The 17859-nt window shown below is 33.5% G+C and carries 15 protein-coding genes and 2 riboswitches; of the genes, 12 read left to right on the top strand and 3 right to left on the bottom strand.

From position 1 onward, the window contains the following. Positions 1–94 precede the first annotated feature (94 nt). On the bottom strand, positions 95–1015 hold the full coding sequence (gene metA / locus R9X47_RS20185) for a homoserine O-acetyltransferase MetA (protein ID WP_432662882.1): 921 nt from the start codon (positions 1013–1015) through the stop codon (positions 95–97). A 228-nt stretch (positions 1016–1243) separates the two neighbouring features. Further along, positions 1244–2521 (bottom strand): O-acetylhomoserine aminocarboxypropyltransferase/cysteine synthase family protein, encoded by a 1278-nt coding sequence (locus R9X47_RS20190; protein ID WP_432662883.1) that lies wholly within the window; start codon positions 2519–2521, stop codon positions 1244–1246. A gap of 136 nt (positions 2522–2657) precedes the next feature. After that, a riboswitch (SAM riboswitch) is annotated at positions 2658–2760 on the bottom strand. An 88-nt stretch (positions 2761–2848) separates the two neighbouring features. Next, positions 2849–2950: riboswitch (SAM riboswitch) on the bottom strand. Positions 2951–3267: 317 nt separating this feature from the next. On the opposite strand from R9X47_RS20190, the gene R9X47_RS20195 reads away from it, so the two are divergent. The 6 genes from R9X47_RS20195 (at position 3268) to R9X47_RS20220 (ending at position 8264) form a co-directional block, all read left to right on the top strand. After that, entirely contained in the window at positions 3268–3864 is a 597-nt protein-coding gene (locus tag R9X47_RS20195) for a DUF3793 family protein (RefSeq protein ID WP_432662884.1), read from the top strand. A 65-nt stretch (positions 3865–3929) separates the two neighbouring features. Continuing rightward, a complete protein-coding gene (locus tag R9X47_RS20200; protein ID WP_432662885.1) occupies positions 3930–4361 on the top strand; it encodes a flavodoxin in 432 nt (143 codons plus the stop codon). A 359-nt stretch (positions 4362–4720) separates the two neighbouring features. After that, positions 4721–5335, top strand: a complete 615-nt coding sequence (locus tag R9X47_RS20205; protein WP_432662886.1) for an HD-GYP domain-containing protein — start codon at positions 4721–4723, stop codon at positions 5333–5335. Positions 5336–5762: 427 nt separating this feature from the next. Further along, positions 5763–6809 carry an ABC transporter substrate-binding protein gene (locus R9X47_RS20210; protein ID WP_432662887.1) on the top strand — a complete coding sequence of 349 codons (1047 nt, stop codon included), beginning with the start codon at positions 5763–5765 and terminating at the stop codon, positions 6807–6809. Further along, entirely contained in the window at positions 6787–7533 is a 747-nt protein-coding gene (locus R9X47_RS20215; RefSeq protein WP_432662888.1) for an ABC transporter permease, read from the top strand. The genes R9X47_RS20210 and R9X47_RS20215 overlap by 23 nt, the downstream gene beginning before the upstream one ends. 5 nt (positions 7534–7538) lie before the next feature. Then, on the top strand, positions 7539–8264 hold the full coding sequence (locus tag R9X47_RS20220; protein ID WP_432662889.1) for an ABC transporter ATP-binding protein: 726 nt from the start codon (positions 7539–7541) through the stop codon (positions 8262–8264). A 291-nt stretch (positions 8265–8555) separates the two neighbouring features. Here the strand turns inward: R9X47_RS20220 and R9X47_RS20225 are convergent, their stop codons facing one another. Beyond that, positions 8556–11531, bottom strand: a complete 2976-nt coding sequence (locus tag R9X47_RS20225) for an HAD-IC family P-type ATPase (RefSeq protein ID WP_432662890.1) — start codon at positions 11529–11531, stop codon at positions 8556–8558. Positions 11532–11912: 381 nt separating this feature from the next. Between R9X47_RS20225 and R9X47_RS20230 the strand changes: the two genes are divergently transcribed. From R9X47_RS20230 to feoB, 6 genes are all read left to right on the top strand, one after another. Next, positions 11913–12560, top strand: a complete 648-nt coding sequence (locus R9X47_RS20230) for a hypothetical protein (RefSeq protein ID WP_432662891.1) — start codon at positions 11913–11915, stop codon at positions 12558–12560. Between the two features lie 181 nt (positions 12561–12741). Next, the gene (locus tag R9X47_RS20235; RefSeq protein WP_432662892.1) at positions 12742–14031 is read left to right on the top strand and encodes an HMA2 domain-containing protein; all 1290 of its coding nucleotides are present in this window, start codon (positions 12742–12744) and stop codon (positions 14029–14031) included. Positions 14032–14331: 300 nt separating this feature from the next. Next, positions 14332–14619, top strand: a complete 288-nt coding sequence (locus R9X47_RS20240) for a DUF2325 domain-containing protein (protein WP_432662893.1) — start codon at positions 14332–14334, stop codon at positions 14617–14619. A gap of 403 nt (positions 14620–15022) precedes the next feature. Beyond that, positions 15023–15400 (top strand): metal-dependent transcriptional regulator, encoded by a 378-nt coding sequence (locus tag R9X47_RS20245; protein ID WP_432662894.1) that lies wholly within the window; start codon positions 15023–15025, stop codon positions 15398–15400. Positions 15401–15426: 26 nt separating this feature from the next. After that, entirely contained in the window at positions 15427–15714 is a 288-nt protein-coding gene (locus tag R9X47_RS20250; protein ID WP_432662895.1) for a FeoA family protein, read from the top strand. A gap of 140 nt (positions 15715–15854) precedes the next feature. Further along, the gene (gene feoB, locus R9X47_RS20255) at positions 15855–17855 is read left to right on the top strand and encodes a ferrous iron transport protein B (RefSeq protein WP_432662896.1); all 2001 of its coding nucleotides are present in this window, start codon (positions 15855–15857) and stop codon (positions 17853–17855) included. The last annotated feature ends 4 nt before the right edge of the window (positions 17856–17859 follow it).

Consider the following 17859-nt stretch of genomic DNA (forward strand, 5'->3'; position numbering starts at 1 on the left):
ACAAGATGAATACTTTATAAGATATCCCTCCTATAGATAAAAACATTAGTATTTGAGATTTATTGAACCTCAAAGTTGCTTATAGATATACTGATTATTCTAAATGCCCCTTTAATATATAAGGGGTTTTTTGATATACATAATAATTAATCCAATTAGAAAAGAGTAGACTAGCATGACTCCTCCATTTTGAAACTGGCTCAGCTGTTGGATCGTCATTTTTAAAATAATTATTAGGAACTTCTATATCAATTCCTTTAGAAATGTCTCTCAAATACTCATTTTTTAGGGTATTAACATCGTATTCGGGATGCCCACTTATAAATATTTGTTTCCTATCCCTTGAAGCGACAATATATACTCCTGAATCGCTAGACTCAGATAAAATTTCAAGCTCAGGAACCTTTTCTATATCCTCTCTTCGTACTTCAGTATATCGTGAATGAGGTACATAGAAAACATCATCAAAGCCTCTTAGGAGATTCAATTTATTGTTATTGATAGTATGAGGAAATACTCCCGAAATCTTTTTATCAACTACATACTTAGGAACTCCGTAATGGTGATATAGACCTGCCTGAGATCCCCAGCAAATATGTAGGGTAGATGTAACGTTGGATATCGAAAAGTCCATGATTTCCTTTAGTTCACTCCAATATGCAACTTCTTCAAAGGGGAGGAGCTCAACTGGAGCTCCAGTTATTATCATGCCATCAAATTCTTGATCCTTAATATCACTGAAATGCTTATAAAAGGTACTTAAATGATCCTTGGATACATTCTTCGATTCATAGGACTCGGTATGGATGAATACTACCTCTATTTGCAGAGGAACATTTCCTAGTAGACGGAGAAGTTGAGTCTCGGTTTCTATTTTAGTAGGCATTAAGTTTAATACAACAATCTTTAATGCTCTGATATCTTGATGAATGGCACGGTTTTCGTTCATAACAAAGATATTTTCATTTGACAATACATCAAAGGCTGGAAGGTTTTGAGGTATAACTATTGGCATAGTAATTCTCCTTTCTCGTTTAGCTAGTTCCTCGGGCGGGGATATGGATATTTCCTTTTCGTTCATGCAATGAACCTGTTTCTTTATATGCTTCAAAGGAGAAAACTGATTCATTGAAATTACTAAAAGGAAATATCCATATCCCTTAGTCAGTTGAAATACCAGACTTCTATTCACAACATGTTAGATTAATAGTTTTACTTGAATCTCCAAACTAAGGACTTTATTTTATATTCTTTCAAGTGCGTTTGATAGATCATTTATTAAATCATCAGCATTTTCAATGCCTATTGAAACCCTAATCAATTCGGGGGAAACTCCACTTTGCCTCTGCTGCTCTTCGCTAAGCTGTTGATGAGTAGTGGAAGCAGGATGAATAATCAAGGATTTAGCATCACCAACATTGGCCAAATGAGAGAATATTTCTAGAGCGCTTATTAATTTCTTTCCTCCTTCGTATCCTCCCTTTACTCCAAAGGTAAAAATGGCACCTGTTCCATTTGGAAGGTATTTTTTAGAGATTTCATGATATTTGTTATCTTCTAGGCCTGGATAGTTAACCCAGTCAATTTTTTCATGCCCATTTAGAAACTCAGCAATTTTTTTTGCATTTTCAATATGTCTTTCTACCCTTAGGGATAGAGTTTCAAGACCAAGAGTAAGAAGGAATGAGTTAAATGGAGAAATACAAGCTCCTAAATCCCTTAGAAGAACAACTCTTAATCTAGCGATATATGCAGCTTCTTTAAATGCTTCAGTATAGGAAACTCCATTGTAACTTTTATCTGGCTCTACAAGCTTTGGAAATTTGCCATTATCCCAATTGAAATTACCGGAGTCTATAACCAAGCCACCTATAGAGGTTCCGTTACCGCCTATATATTTTGTTGCTGAGTATACTACGATATCTGCTCCAAACTCAAAGGGTTTGCATAAATAAGGAGTTGCGAAGGTATTATCGACTATTAAAGGAACATCATTTGCATGGGCTATCTCAGAGATTTTTTCAATATCACATATATTTATTCCAGGGTTCCCGATGGTTTCAATATATACTGCTTTAGTTTTATCGTTAATAGCTTTTTCGATATTTGAAGGATCATCTGGGTTTATAAAGTTTACTTTTATACCAAAATCCTTAAAGGTATTTGCAAATAATTGATATGTTCCTCCATACAAGGTAGAAGCAGCAACTATTTCATCACCAGATGATGCAATATTCAATATTGCATAACTTATTGCAGCCATTCCAGAAGAGGTTGCAACTGCTCCTATTCCACCCTCAAGTAAAGCTATTCTTTTTTCAAGAACATCTGTAGTTGGATTTGTAATACGGGTATAGATATTTCCAGCCTTTTTCAATGCAAATAAATCTGCTGCCTCCTCAGGTGTATCAAATACGTAGGATGTTGTTTGGTAAATTGGTACGGCCCTTGACTTTGTATTTGAATCAGGCTCATACCCTCCGTGTAGTTGAATAGTTTCAAAGTTTAGTTTTTTTGACATTTGAATTCCTCCTATTTTGATTTCTATTTTGAATACCTAGGGGCATCGAACCCCTTCGCTTTGGTCAGGTTTCTCTTCGAGAAATGACCTAAAAAAACTTCCTGCAGATAATCTGCAAGAAGTTTAAATTCTAAGCATCTTATCTTTCAGGTAAAAAACCTGCTGGATTTAGCACCTTGAATAAAAATTCAGGTTGCCGGACGTCATAGGGCCAGTCCCTCGGTCTCTCTTGATAAGTGTAAATATTGAGTTTTGTAAAACTTAGAAAAGATGTTTTAACTAAAAAAACTTCCTGCAGATAATCTGCAAGAAGTCTAAATTCTAAGCATCTTATCTTTCAGGCAAATACCTGCTGGATTTAGCACCTTGAATAAAAATTCAGGTTGCCGGACGTCGTAGGGCCAGTCCCTCGGTCTCTCTTGATAAGTATTGATATTGAATTGTATATTATAATATCAGTTTTGTAGCAAGATGTCAATAATAAATATTCAAATTATTTAATAAATATTTGGAAGGTGGGTCAGAAAAAGTTATAAGTATATTAGATTAGCATATCTAGTTGGCTTTGTGCTTTGAACTTTTGGCGATTCTATTTTCCTTATGTAATTAGATTTTTAGATATAGCTCTCAAAAAATAGAGTGAAAAAAAATTAACAATATTTGTTTACAGGAGAAAAAAGATGTGGTAATATATAACTGTGATAATGATAATCGTTATCAATTGATTTGGAAAAGGAGGTAGTCTTATGGCAAAGTGTTCTGATTCTTGTATATTGGCCTATAAAAGAAATAATGACTTCATTGGGTGGCTTGTTGAAATACTAGGACCTGTACTTATGGGTTCTAAGCCGGCAGAACTATTAAGTTTTCCAAAACATGAAAAACAGTTGTTAAGAAAAATAGATAGCATAGAAAAACATATGGGAAAATGTAAAAGAGTTACATATAGATTGTTTAAAAATAAAAGTGGGAGTATTAAGGTATTGTTTTATAATCCTAAAAGTTTAGATACAAGTTTACAAGAATACAGAAATATGAGGTTTCTAAAGAATTTGGGATATCCCTCAAAATATGGCTTAGATGAGTACTTGCAAATCATTATAGATAAGATGATTACTGGAGATATTCCCCATGAGATAGGGGTATTTCTAGGATATCCACTAAAGGACATTATAGGATTTATTGGTCATCCATCACTAAAGCTTACTAAGGTTAATGGCTGGAGAGTTTATGGAGATCCACGATTATCAGATAAAAGGCTTAATGAGTTTATAGAAGCTAAAAACAAAGTAAGGAAGTTGCTTGAGTTTAATGAACCAGAGAAAGTTCTAGTGTCAATTTGATTTATTGTAAGTAATAAAGCTATAAATAATATAGCAAAAAAATATATATGTAGGAGGCAATATCAATGAAAAAAGTAACTATAATCTACTGGAGTGGTACTGGTAATACTGAAATGATGGCTAATGCAATTTCTGAGGGAGTAAAAGATGTAGGAAATCCTGTTGATGTAGTTAAAGTTGAAGATGCAAACAAAGACATGGTAGTAAACTCTGAACTTTTAGCATTTGGTTGCCCTTCTATGGGAGCAGAGGTTTTAGAAGAAGGCCTTATGGAGCCATTCATTGAGTCATTGAAGGATATAGATTTTACCGGAAAAAAAGTAGCTCTTTTCGGTTCATATGACTGGGGTGATGGTGAATGGATGAGAGACTGGGAAGAGAGAATGAAGGGCTATGGTGCAAACATTGTTGATGAAGGTTTAATTATCCACTTGACTCCTGACGATGATGGCGTAGAAAAATGCAAGGACCTAGGAGATAGCTTAGCAAAAGCTTAAGTCTTATAGATAAAAAATAATATAGAGACTCAAGTAGAACTATTAATTTATGAACGTCATAAACTCTCAGAAACATAGAGCATTTTGATATGTATAAGTTAAGTTCTGTTATATGAACTCTATATAGTTGGGTTTATAGAAATCGCAATAAATCTTTTGCATTTTGCTTCCTTAAAAAGCCTTGAAACGTTGGCTATTCAAGAAATCAAAATGTAGATTTATAAGTGCGTTCTATATAGATATCAATTTTCTAGCAAAACTTAGAATATGATATTTATGCATAGGGTACAATGTACGAATATAGACCTTTCTAGAATACGTACTTTGTACCTCGTATTGCTTTTTTAATGGAGGCTAATATGATTCATTGTCTTGGAGATATATCGGATGATTTTGGACTATATCACGATATAATTGAATGTCTAGTAGGGGCATTAGAAGCAAAGGATTTATATACTAGGGGACACTCTATGAGAGTTGGTGATATGTCATACCAGCTTGCTAAAGAGATTGGACTTAAGGGAGAAGAACTTGAGATTATACATATAGCTGCCCATCTTCATGATATTGGGAAAATTGGTATTCCTGATAAGATATTAAATAAAAAAGGTAAACTAACTAGTAGTGAATGGAAGGCTATTAAAAGACATCCCGAAATTGGTAGTAATATCCTTAAGCGTTCAGACAAGCTTAGAAAAATTTCGAAGCTCGTTCTTCATCATCATGAAAGGTGGGATGGCAAAGGATATCCCTCTGGATTGAAGGAAGAAGACATCCCCTTAGGATCTAGAATTATCGCAATATGTGATTCCATTGATGCAATGACCTCCGAAAGATCCTATAGGAAGGGGATCCCTTGGAATATATGTAGAGAAGAGATTGAGTCCAATAAAGGAAGTCAATTTGATCCCCGGCTAGTAGAAGCAGCAAATGAATTATGGAAGTGTTGGAAAAATGAGTTTTATAGTAGATAGAAATCGCAATAAATCTTTTATATGCGTTCTATAATATACGTTTTCTTTCCCTAAAGAGTACTAGATAGGCTATTAATCCGTCTAGTACTCTTTTTATAATATAATGCGATAGGAAATGATTGATCTATTAAATTTATGGACAAATATAATTTCTTGACTTAAGAATCCTCATAAAAGACTTTTTACAGAATAGATATATAGAAAATTAGAACTATATGTTAAAATAGTGTAGTTAAACCTAGACTATCCATAGAAAGTTTAAAATTCTGCTACGTCCTTTTGATTCTAAGACATCCATTAAATTCTTGACGTACCGTTTTGGTATGCCTTCAAATTTAATGAAAGCCTTAGAAATCAAAACTACTTGCACCATTTCAAAATTTCCACGAATAATCTAGGTTAAACCTAGTTAAAGGAGAGGATAAGAATGAAGAGAGTAATGGCATTAATTTTAGCCTTAACATTATTCACAGTAATGTTTACAGGCTGTACTCAAAAACCAGCTCAGGAAGAATCAAAACCTGAAGTAAATATTGAATCTGATAAAAATGAGGAAGAGCAGAAAGAGGAGCCTAAGGCAGTAGAACCGGTATCTTTAAAGGTATCTTCACCGGGAGGACCCCTAGCAATAAGCTTAGTAAAAATGTTTAAGGAAAAGCCTTCTTTAGGAGAAAAAGTAGAAGTCTCCTATGAGGCAGTAAAATCACCGGATGTGATGGCTGCACAGATTATAAAAGGAGAAGTAGACTTTGCGGTTGTACCTACTAATTTAGCAGCAAAATTACATAATAAAGGTGTACCATACAAGCTTGCGGCATCTACTGTATGGGGAGTTTTATATATTGCTAGTAGTGAAGAAGTAAAAGGATGGGAAGAACTTAAGGGTAAGGAAATATATACTATTGGTAGAGGATTAACTCCAGATATATTACTTAGATATTTATTAACTAAGAATGGATTAGATCCAGAAAAGGATGTTACTATTAAGTACTTAGCTGGACCACAGGAATTAGCTGGATTTATGGTTACTGGAAAAGCTAATATAGCAGTAGTGCCTGAGCCTATGCTTTCAGCGGTGCTTATGAAGAACAAAGATGTTAAAGTTGTCTTGGACATGCAAAAAGAGTGGGAGAAGATAACAGGAAATAGTAGTTATCCGCAATCTTCATTGATAGTTAAAAATGAAGTTATAGAGAAGTATCCAGAAGTAGTTGAGAACTTCTTAGCTAAGTATGAAGAAAGTATATCGTGGGTAAATGAAAATCCTGCGGAGGCAGGAAAGTATGTGGAAGAGTTAGAGATAGGATTAAAGGCAGCCCTTGCACAGAAGGCGATCCCGGGAAGTAACTTAAAATACGTAGAGGCATCTGAAGCTAGATCTGCCATAGAAGAATTCTTAAAGGTACTTGTGGATTTTTCAGCTGAATCTATAGGAGGAGAGCTTCCGAAAGATGAATTATATTTCCAAAGATAGGCTATATACGTTATTATCAGTCCTGGTTTTAATAATAATTTGGAAAGTATCATCCTACTTTATTGGATACGAGCTTATTCTTCCCACACCAAAGGAAACGATAAATAGCTTAATTATTATTATAAAGGGAGAGACCTTTGGGCAAATAGTATTTAATACCGTGAGAAGATGCCTGTTAAGCTTCTCCATAGCATTCTTATTAGGAACAACTATGGGAATCATGGCAGGAATGTTTAGGCCTATATATTATTTGCTTAAGCCATTGATCATTATAAAAAAGGCAACACCAACAACGGCTATAGTCCTATTGGTGTTGCTATGGTTAGGATCAGAAGCACCGATTTTAATAAGCTTTCTTGTAACATTTCCAATTATATATGCAAACGTAGTAGAAGGGGTTCGAAATGTAGATTTAAAGCTAATTGAAATGGCTAAAGCATATAAAGTTAATAGAGTGAGAATTTTATATGAGCTATATCTGCCATCTATATTGCCCTACATAATGGCAGGAGCTTCTTCGGCTCTTGGCTTGAATCTAAAGGTAATTATAGCTGCAGAAGCCTGGAGTCAAGCACCAAAATCGATCGGAGACAGTTTTTTGATAGAAAAGATTGCGTTAAATACATCTGGAATATTTGCTTGGACGATTATAGTAATATCAATATCCGCACTGTTTGATTATTTACTAAGGTCTGTAGAAAAAAGAATAGTAAAATGGAAGTGAAATCTATGGGATACATTATAAGAAATCTTCATAAAAGCTTTGGAGACCTTATTGTTCTAAAGGATTTTAATATGGATATAAAGGATAGCAAGGTTATATCTATATTAGGGCCATCGGGTTGTGGTAAAACAACCCTGCTTAATATTCTATCGGGAATGATTGAACCGGAAGAAGGCGAAGTATTGGGATTGGAAGGTAAGACTATCAGCTACCTATTTCAAGAACCAAGACTGCTAAGATGGAAAACCGTAGAAGGGAATATTGACTTTATATTAAAGGATAAAATGACCTATGAAGAAAGACAGGAAAAGATTAGAAAATATCTCGAAATGGTTGGATTATGGGAATACAAAAACTATTATCCAGATAATTTAAGTGGAGGAATGAAGCAAAGGGTAGCGATTGCTAGGGCCTTTGCATATACTTCAGATATATTACTTATGGACGAGCCATTTAAGTCTCTTGACTTTGAGCTGAAAATGAATTTGATTCATGATTTTATAGGTCTATGGAAGCTTGATAATAGAACAGTTTTTTTCGTAACACATGATATTCAAGCAGCATTGATGCTTGGAGATGAAATACATCTTTTGAGTCAAAAACCAACTAAGATAATGGAGACAATTGTTAACAGCATTCCTCATGATGAAAGAAGTCTTCATAATAAGTACATACTTGGTTTGGCTGAAAAATTGTATAATCACTATTCTGAGGCTTACAGGAAAAAATAAAAGTATGACTAAGGAGGTGTATCGTAATAACGCAGAAATTTGTTATTACGACGTACCTCCTTTTAAAAACTTTTATAAATATTCTAAGATACATGAATAAGTCAGAGGAAGTTTGAACATAATAACAAACAAATGATAATGATAATCAATATGAATTGTAAAGAATATTATATTTTGATTTGGATAAAAAAAGAGTGTATCAAAATGATGAATTCCAAAACCTTGAACTTCAATCATTTTGATACACCCTGTGTCAAGCTGAAAATATGCTTTTGCGTGAAATTACTAAATTTAAATACTACTTAGTACTGTTGACCCTAATACAGCTCCCCAGCTTAAGAGGCCTAATGGTACTGTACCAAACAGTGAGTTGAAAAATGGAATGTAAATTATCCCGAGAAGAAGAGCTACCGATGATAGAACCATTTTAGTCATGTATTTATTTGCAAATGCTTTTTTATTACTCCTACAGTTATAAACATTTGCAACCTGACTACAAATAAAATTGGTAAAAGCTAATGTTCTGGCTTTACTTACTCCTAAGCCGAAAAGCATAGAGCCGGCATATATACCAAATGTACTAATACCTATACCTGCGCCTCTTCTTATGATACCTCTTTTTAAGGATTTATCTATGAATGGAGCATCCTTATCAGAAGGAGGATAGTTCATGACATCTTCCGAAGGCGGCTCCACAGCCAGTGAAGAGCCTAGCAAGGTTTCAGAAACCAAGTTAATCCAGATCATCTGTATTGCAATTAGTGGAGCCGGTAAACCAAAGGCAAAGGATAGGAATATAGAAGACATCTCTCCTATTGCTCCTGAAAAGAGATACTTCATGGTATTTCTTACATTGCTTGTTACGCTCCTACCTTCCTCGATTGCAGCTACTATTGTTGAAAAATTGTCATCCACAAGGGTTATACAAGCTACATCTCTTGCAATATCACTGCCATTTTTACCCATGGCGATACCGATATCAGCTTCCTTGATTGCAGGAGCGTCGTTAACACCATCTCCAGTCATTGCAACTACATGGCCGCATCTTTTAAGGGCTTTTACAATTCTATATTTCTGTTTAGGTGTAGTCCTAGCAAATATTTGTATTTTATTTATTTTTGAGTCAAGCTCATCATCACTCATGCTGTCTAGCTCGCTACCCGATAAAATCAATCCATTGGTTAACAATCCCAATTGCTTTCCTACGGCTCCGGCAGTTTTCATATAATCGCCCGTTATCATAACGACTTTGATCCCTGCTTTAAAGCATTTCTGTATAGATTCCTTAACGCCTTCTCTTGGTGGATCGTCCATGCCCATAAGACCTAAGAAAACAAAATTACTTTCAATCTCTGAATTTTCATTATCAATTTTTTTATAGGCAAAGGCCAATATTCTGAGAGCCTTATCTGCCATTTTATCACATACGGATTTTAGTTTCTTTCTATCGGTGGAAGTAAATAATCTTTCCTTACCACCATCATATATAGTTGTACACTTATCTAAAACTGTATCTAAAGCGCCTTTACAATAGGCGTAGCTTCCGTCTTCAGAAGATACTACCGATGTCATATAACGTTTACAACTATCAAAGGGAACCTCCTTAACACATGAATGAGTTTCTTTTATGTAATCTACATTGAGATTCATTTTATGTGCCATGGTTATTAAAGCACCTTCTGTTGGATCACCTTGAACCTCCCATTTATCACCTGTATTTGTTAGAGTCGAATTATTACATAGAACTCCTGTCTTCACAAGTTTTTCAAGTGAAGCATTTTCTAAGGAATATCCTTTGATAGGAGTTATATCACCAACAGGATTATAGCCAACTCCAGAGGCCTTATAATGACATGAATCTACAAATACTTCCCTAACTGTCATCTCGTTCATGGTCAATGTACCTGTTTTATCGCAGCAAATAACGTCTGCTGCTCCTAAGCTTTCAACTGAAGTAAGGTTTCTAACAATGGCATTTTTCTTCGACATTCGCTGAACACTAAGAGCCATACAGGAAGTAACTACTAGGGGGAGTCCTTCTGGAATAGAACCTAGAAAGAAGGTTACTCCCATCATTAATACCTGTGCAAGACCTCTACCAAATAAAAGTGCTATGCCTCCAAAGGCAGCAAAACAACCTATGTATATCTTTATTAACTTATTTATAAAGCTTTCAGCTTTATTTTGTAATGGAGGACATGTATTCTCTATACTATCCAATAAAGAAGCAATTTTACCGATTTCTGTATCTTTTCCAGTGGCAACAACTATAGCCTTTGCCTTTCCCGATAGTATATTGGTCCCCATGAAAAGCATATTAAATCTATTACCGAGTTCAGTATCCTCTTCACATATATAAGGAGATTTCATAACATATGAAGATTCGCCAGTCAAAGATGCCTCTGTTGTCATTAAATTCTCGCTTTCAACAATTCGAGCGTCGGCAGGAATTTTGTCTCCGGCTTCTAACAAGATAATATCACCTGGAACAATATATTTTGATTCGATTTCTTTCTTATGACCATTCCTGATTACCGTTGCTTTATGGACTAACATGTCCTTTAAAGAGTGTAGTGAGTTTTCAGATTTATGCTGTTCTGCTGCTCCGAGGGCTGTTTGAAATAGTATCACCCCTCCTAGGGCAATAGCTTCAGGCATCAAACCTAGAAAGAAAGAAACAGCACCGGCTCCCAGTAATACTTTTACAGTAAAATCATCTAGATTTTCTATAAAACTAGAAAGAAAGGATTTTTTCTTTTTTTCAGATAATACGTTCAAACCATATTCCTTAATTTTAGATTGGACAGAATGGTTACTAAGACCCCGTAACGAATCTGTATTAAGGATATTTTCAATTTCATTTCTACTTAAGGCATGATAGGGAACCTCTACATCTTTGCAAACTGTATATTCAGTATAGTTCTCGGGAGATATTGCCTCAGAGGAAGTGGCTACCTCTTCTTCAGACTTATCTTTACAAATCGGCAATAAACTATAGTTTGGAGCTCTAGCAGTTTTAGCGATATACTTATCAATATGTTTTGAAATTATTAATTCATTAATTATATATTCATCAAATATAACAAGTATTTTACCCGTTATGGGATTAGCTTTTGAATGCTTTACTCCATGGATTGATGAAACGTAATTGCTTAAGTTTATTGACATCTTTTCATTTCGATAGATAGCGTTTACAGGAATTCTCATTCTTTTATACTGCAACAATTCTTTGTCAACGCTAATAAATCCCTTAAAAGCTTGAAGCATGCTTATATCACCACCACCTATCCTTATGCGAAGTTTTTCCAATGCTTTGCATTTTATGTACAATTCGGGACACATTCAAAAAATAAACTAGTCATCTTGCTCGTATTTTTGATTTTTTTCGTAGCTACTCAATAACTTACATATAATGAATATGAGCTTGATTGAGCACCTGGAAAATAATCAAAAATACTTTGCAACCTGATTTGTTTATTTTTTTCACGTACCTAAAGTTATTCCCTAAAAAGTGATTTTTATGCAGAATTCGGCATTTTGGAATAAATTTCAACATTGATTTAGAATTTTGTTATTTATTTGGCAAGAGAAATATGGTAAGATAATAATAGAAATGATAATCATTATTGATTAAAGGGGACGTTTTTCATGGAGAATACATATCTTAGGTCGCATAACTACTACAATCAAGTAGCAAAGCTTTGTATTTCAATTATAGAAACGGAATTAGAATTATTTTTTGCCTCATGTAAAAAATCCGCATATGCATACTCACTAATGATTGCTAAAGATATAAATGACTATAACAGTGAAAGCTTCGAAAGAGTTGTATTATCTACTGAAGAGATTGAAGCCTTTATAAAAAGATTGGTTTGTAAAATAAACATTGAAATGAGTAGACAAGTAGGTTATCTTAGTATAAATGAACAATCGATAAATATGACTGAGAATACAAAATGTAATATGATTTTAGAAGAAACTATTGAGAGCTTTAGAACGACTCAAAAAGTAACTAGGACCTGTGAAAAAATCATTAATACTACACTTAACAAAACATTTAAAAGTTTATGCTCAAATTCTGCAGCTAATTATATGTTTAAGAAGATTAATTTTGGAGCAAAAATATTTGGCGGGAATAATTATAAAAGCTTGATAAATCAGCATCAGGAAAAGATTCAAAAGCAGATTGAAGGCATATTGATTAATATGAAAATAAATATTAGGAATCAATTAATCGAAGTAGTAATAGAGAGTTTAAATAATACAGAAATGCAAAAAAATTATGCGATAGCATAATTTTTTTGCATTTAGATCACTTTTAAAGAAAAATCTGACTAAAACGAAGGAGTTCGATACACCATAGTTTTTATTTGTAGAAATTGACAAGTAGATACTAGTATATTTTCTTTATTTCAGCTTAACATATTATTAATAAGGTTAGATAAAGTAAGTAATAAAATATCATCAATGATATGGGGTGGCTGATTTTGCTGTAAGAAATGTGAGAATAATTTCTTCTATACCAGGAAGAATCAGAGTAAATGTAAATGGGTTGTTGAGAAATGAAAGGCTAGGATATGGAATTTTGAAGTCATTAAAGGAATTAGAGAAGGTTAATTCCGTTTCTTTTAATGTGAGCACAGGAAATGTCCTAATATATTATAAATATCAATATAAAGATATAAGTGATATCTTATATAGGATACAAACTTTTACTTACAAGGATACTTCTAATTATATTCCTAGATATATAACCAATGATTCACCTACCAAAATCCTTATAAGAACATTAAATCCCTTTAATCTATTAACAAAAAAATTCCCCGTAAACATCTTTGAACAGGAATATTCGTTATCTAGAAGAATAATAAAAATGGGAATCTTTATGGGGGGAATAGTATTAGCAATTAATCCTCATATTAGAACATTAGCTTCTATAATGATACTAACTTATCCAGGAATTCTATTTACTATATCGTCCATGTCACATTTTTATTCTGCTAGAAAGGCTTTTTTAAATGAAGTATATGTGAAGAACAGTAACTCCATAGGCCAAGTTGCAAAAACTAATGCTTTTTTTATAGAAGATAAGGTTCTAATTGGGAAGGAAAATGCTGCAAGAAAAATTTTAGATAAGAATCAAGAGAAAATGACAATAGAAAAATTATCTGCAATAGGGAAAGTTACTAACCTTACAAATCCTGAAATAAGAAGCTTTATTGAGGAAACAAGAAAGTATGGAGTTACAGATCTTACTGTTTTTTCTGATAAGAAGGATGATATTTCGAAGTATATAGCATACGCGTTGGGAATTGATAAGGTACATCTTGTGAAGGACAAAATATTTATTTTAAATGACTTGAAGAATCAAGAAAATATAATGCTATTTATCCATGAAAGCTTAGTAGATAAGATAAGAAATATTGATTTAAATCTAACTGTCTGTGTGTATTCAGATCTTAATAATAGCGTTGACAAGGGAAGCATTAACGTCATTGATAGAAATATAAAGAGGATACCATGGTTATTGAAGCTAAGCAAAAATAATGAGGAATTAATTACACGTTTCCATGCTAGTTCAATAAGTGTAAATACCTTAGCTATTTATGCAGCAGTTTTATTAAGAATTAATCCGCTTATTACATTAAGTATATACATGGTTAATTTATTAGCTCATATTAACATTCTCAGAAATAGTATTTTTAAAGAAGAAAACAAGAATATTTCTTTATTTAGACATTCCTTGAGAGGTGTTTCAGTACGATGAATTTCTGAGCTACTTAAGATTTTATTGACTTAGTAGGTACTAGTCAAAATGATGAAATCTAAAGAACTTGAACGTGATTTATTCTGAAAGAGAGAGGTTGAACTCATGATATAACTTTGTGAGACAACCTCTATTTATTTTTGAATCATTTGTCAAAGAAGAAGTTTAATTAAAGAGAGGAGAATCTATGGACTGAATTTTTACCGATATAAAGAAAAAATACTTGACAACATAGAAAATTCTGATAAAATATAATTAATAATGATAATCGTTATCAATTACGAAAAGGAGTGAGACAGAATGAGTGTTGTTATAATAGGTGGACATGAACGTATGGAAAGGATTTATAAGGATACAGGTAAAAAACATGGATTTAAAGTAAAGGTTTTTAGTAAGATGAAGGGAGATTTAGTAAAAAGAATAGGTAGTCCTGATTATATAGTTACTTTTACTGATGTTGTTTCCCATAAATTAGTACATACAACAATGAAGATTTGTAAAAAGAAAAACATACCTAACTTAAGGCTACATAATAGTAGCTTACAGACATGGGAAAATGCTTTAGCGGAAATCACATGTAATGCATAAATAAAACGGTATAAGTTACTAAAACCTTCTGTCAAAATAGTGAAAACATAATGACTATTGTACAGAGGGTATATTTATTTTACATTTAGTATTTTAGAATAATATATGGAACTACAGCATATGAATATCTTAAATCTTTACGAATAAATCATGTTTTACTTCTCATGATAGACTTTGATTATAGTGTAGCTTTTCACCCCAAATTACAGTCAAATAGAAGGTGTAAAGAATATATAAAAAAAGAGCAAAAGTCATTGACAAATATAAGCAATTGGAATATAATAGGATTGCAAATGATAACAATAATCAATTAGTTCTTTACATGGTTTCTTACCAAATACATAATAGATTTGTTAACTTCGTTGTTATTTAATGCCATGTGCAGGTTATATGGAGGAAAATTTTGGGTTATAATGAATCGATGGAGATGTACCTAGAGACTATCTATTTATTGGAAAAAGAGCATGGGCATGCTCATTGTGTGTATATTGCTGAAGTATTAGGGGTTTCAAAAGCAAGTGTATCTAAAGCTATGAAACAGCTAAAGTCTCAAGAATTAGTACAAAAAGAAGTTTATGGAACTGTTACTCTTACGAAGAAGGGCAGAGAAATTTCTGAAAAAATATACTATAAACATAAGATGATTGCTGATTTTCTTGAACATTCCCTTGGATTGACAGAAGTTGAAGCATCTAAGAATGCTTGTAAGATGGAGCACTTTGTTAGTGATAGTATGCTTCGAGCCATAGAAGAGTATTTAGAAAAAAACTCTAGAGTTTAAAAGTTATATATTAAGGGAGGATATATATGTCTGATACTTTAGTAAGTGAAATGATCAATGGCATCTATGATCTTAAACGGACGGATAAGGGTGATTTAGTGAAAAATTTATCTGAAGCAGCAGTAGATGTAGAATATACAATAAAAAGGATTGAAACCGATGATGAGGAAATAAAGAGTTTCCTTTTCACATTAGGCTGTTATGAAGGTGAAAAAGTAACCGTAATATCTATATTAGCTGAAAACTATGTTATATCGATAAAGGATGCAAGATATAGCATTGATTCAGATTTGGCGGAAGCGATTATTGTATAATTTTTTTAAAAGCTATAGGGATATAGCTTTTAAGTTGGCCATAAAGTTAACTTGAGTTAACTTTGATATTTGATCTCATATATAATTAATTATTATTATCTTAAGTTAACTATGTTAATAAATGATTTAGGAGGGGAATTATGAAAATAGCACTAACGGGGAACCCTAATAGTGGTAAAACAACAATGTTCAATGCCATAACTGGTAAGATTGAACATGTTGGGAACTGGGCAGGGGTTACAATTGAAAAAAAGGAAGGTAAGATAAAAAACAATTTAAACAAGACGGGTATAGAAATTACTGCAGTTGACCTTCCGGGGGCATATTCTATGTCACCATTTACGTCTGAGGAATCTATTACTCGTGACTTCGTGAAAAATGAAAATCCAGATGTAATCATCAATATTGTTGATGCAACAAACTTAAGTAGAAGTTTATTCTTCACTACGCAACTTTTGGAATTGGATATTCCGGTAGTTGTGGCACTTAACAAGAGTGACTTGAACGAGAAAAAGAACACAAAAATTGATGTAACTGCACTAAGCAAAGCTTTAGGGTGTCCAGTAATAAAAACCGTATCAACGAAATCAAGTAACAATGGTTTAGACCTTTTAATTTCAAAAGCAGTAGAAGTTAAAGGAAAAGGCCAAACAGCACCATTTGACAATAAAGGTGTTGACCTTAAAAATGCTAATGAAGTAGAAAAATCTGACAAAAAGCGTTATAATTTTGTCAATGCTATTGTTTCAAAGGTGGAAAACCGTAAGGTAAGCAGTGCCAAGCAGACTAAACAAGATGCTGTCGATAGGATTTTAGCTCACAAATGGCTTGGAATTCCAATTTTCGCATTTGTGATGTGGACAGTATTTGCTATTTCTCAAGAACATTTAGGACCACTTTTGGCAGATACATTAGTAGGCTGGATTGATGGTTTATATGCAGTGGTTGAAGGTGTACTTGGCGAAGGAGTATCACCGATTCTTAGCTCGTTGTTGTTAGATGGTATTATTGGTGGTGTTGGTGCTGTAGTTGGATTTTTACCACTGATTATGGTATTGTTTTTCTTGCTAGCATTACTTGAAGATTGTGGTTATATGGCTCGTGTTGCTGTAGTAATGGACCGTTTCTTTAAGCGAGTTGGTTTATCAGGTAAATCAATTATTCCTATGGTTATTGGTACTGGTTGTGCTATCCCTGGAGTTATGGCAACTAGAACTATCAAGAATGAAAGACAAAGAAGAACTACTGCAATGTTGACTCCATTCATGCCTTGTGGAGCAAAATTACCAGTTATTGCATTGTTTGCTGGGATATTCTTCGATGATGCTGCGTGGGTTGGTACAAGTATGTATTTTATAGGTATCGCTATAATTATTCTTGGGGCATTGATTGTGGTAAGAATTACTGGAGAGAAAAATGCAAGATCGTTCTTTATTATGGAACTACCAGAGTATAGATTCCCAAGCATCAAAAGGGCTACGGTTTCAATGTTCTCTAGAGGAAAAGCATTTATTGTTAAAGCCGGTACTATTATACTTCTTTGTAATGCAGTGGTACAAATTATGCAAACATTTAACTGGAGTTTTGAAGTTGTTGCTGAAGGAGCAGAAGGAACAAGTATATTAGCTAGTATTGCATCACCATTTGCTATATTATTGATTCCATTAGGATTTGGTATATGGCAACTTGCAGCAGCGGCTATCACTGGTTTCATTGCTAAAGAGAATGTTGTTGGTACTTTGGCTGTAGTTTATTCAATTACGAACTTCATTGATACAGAAGAATTGGCGTTAGTATCAGGGGCAGCAGATGTTGCAGGTGTTATGGGGTTAACTTCAGTGGCTGCTTTAGCCTATCTTATGTTTAACTTGTTTACGCCTCCGTGCTTTGCAGCTATTGGTGCAATGAACTCGGAAATGGAAAATAGTAAATGGCTTTGGAGTGGTATTGGATTCCAATTTGGAATGGGCTATGTGGTAGCATTTTTAACTTATCAAATAGGTACATTAGCTACAACAGGTTCTGTAGGTAGTGGATTTATCCCAGGACTTATTGTTGTTGCAGCAATGATAGCATATGTTGTATACCTTGTAAAAAAAGGAAATAAGGTAGCGCAGCTGAAATTAGAAAAAGCCGTATAGGAGA

The sequence above is a fragment of the Wukongibacter baidiensis genome (assembly GCF_050888315.1).
GTDB classification, from domain to species: Bacteria; Bacillota; Clostridia; order Peptostreptococcales; family Caminicellaceae; genus Wukongibacter; species Wukongibacter baidiensis.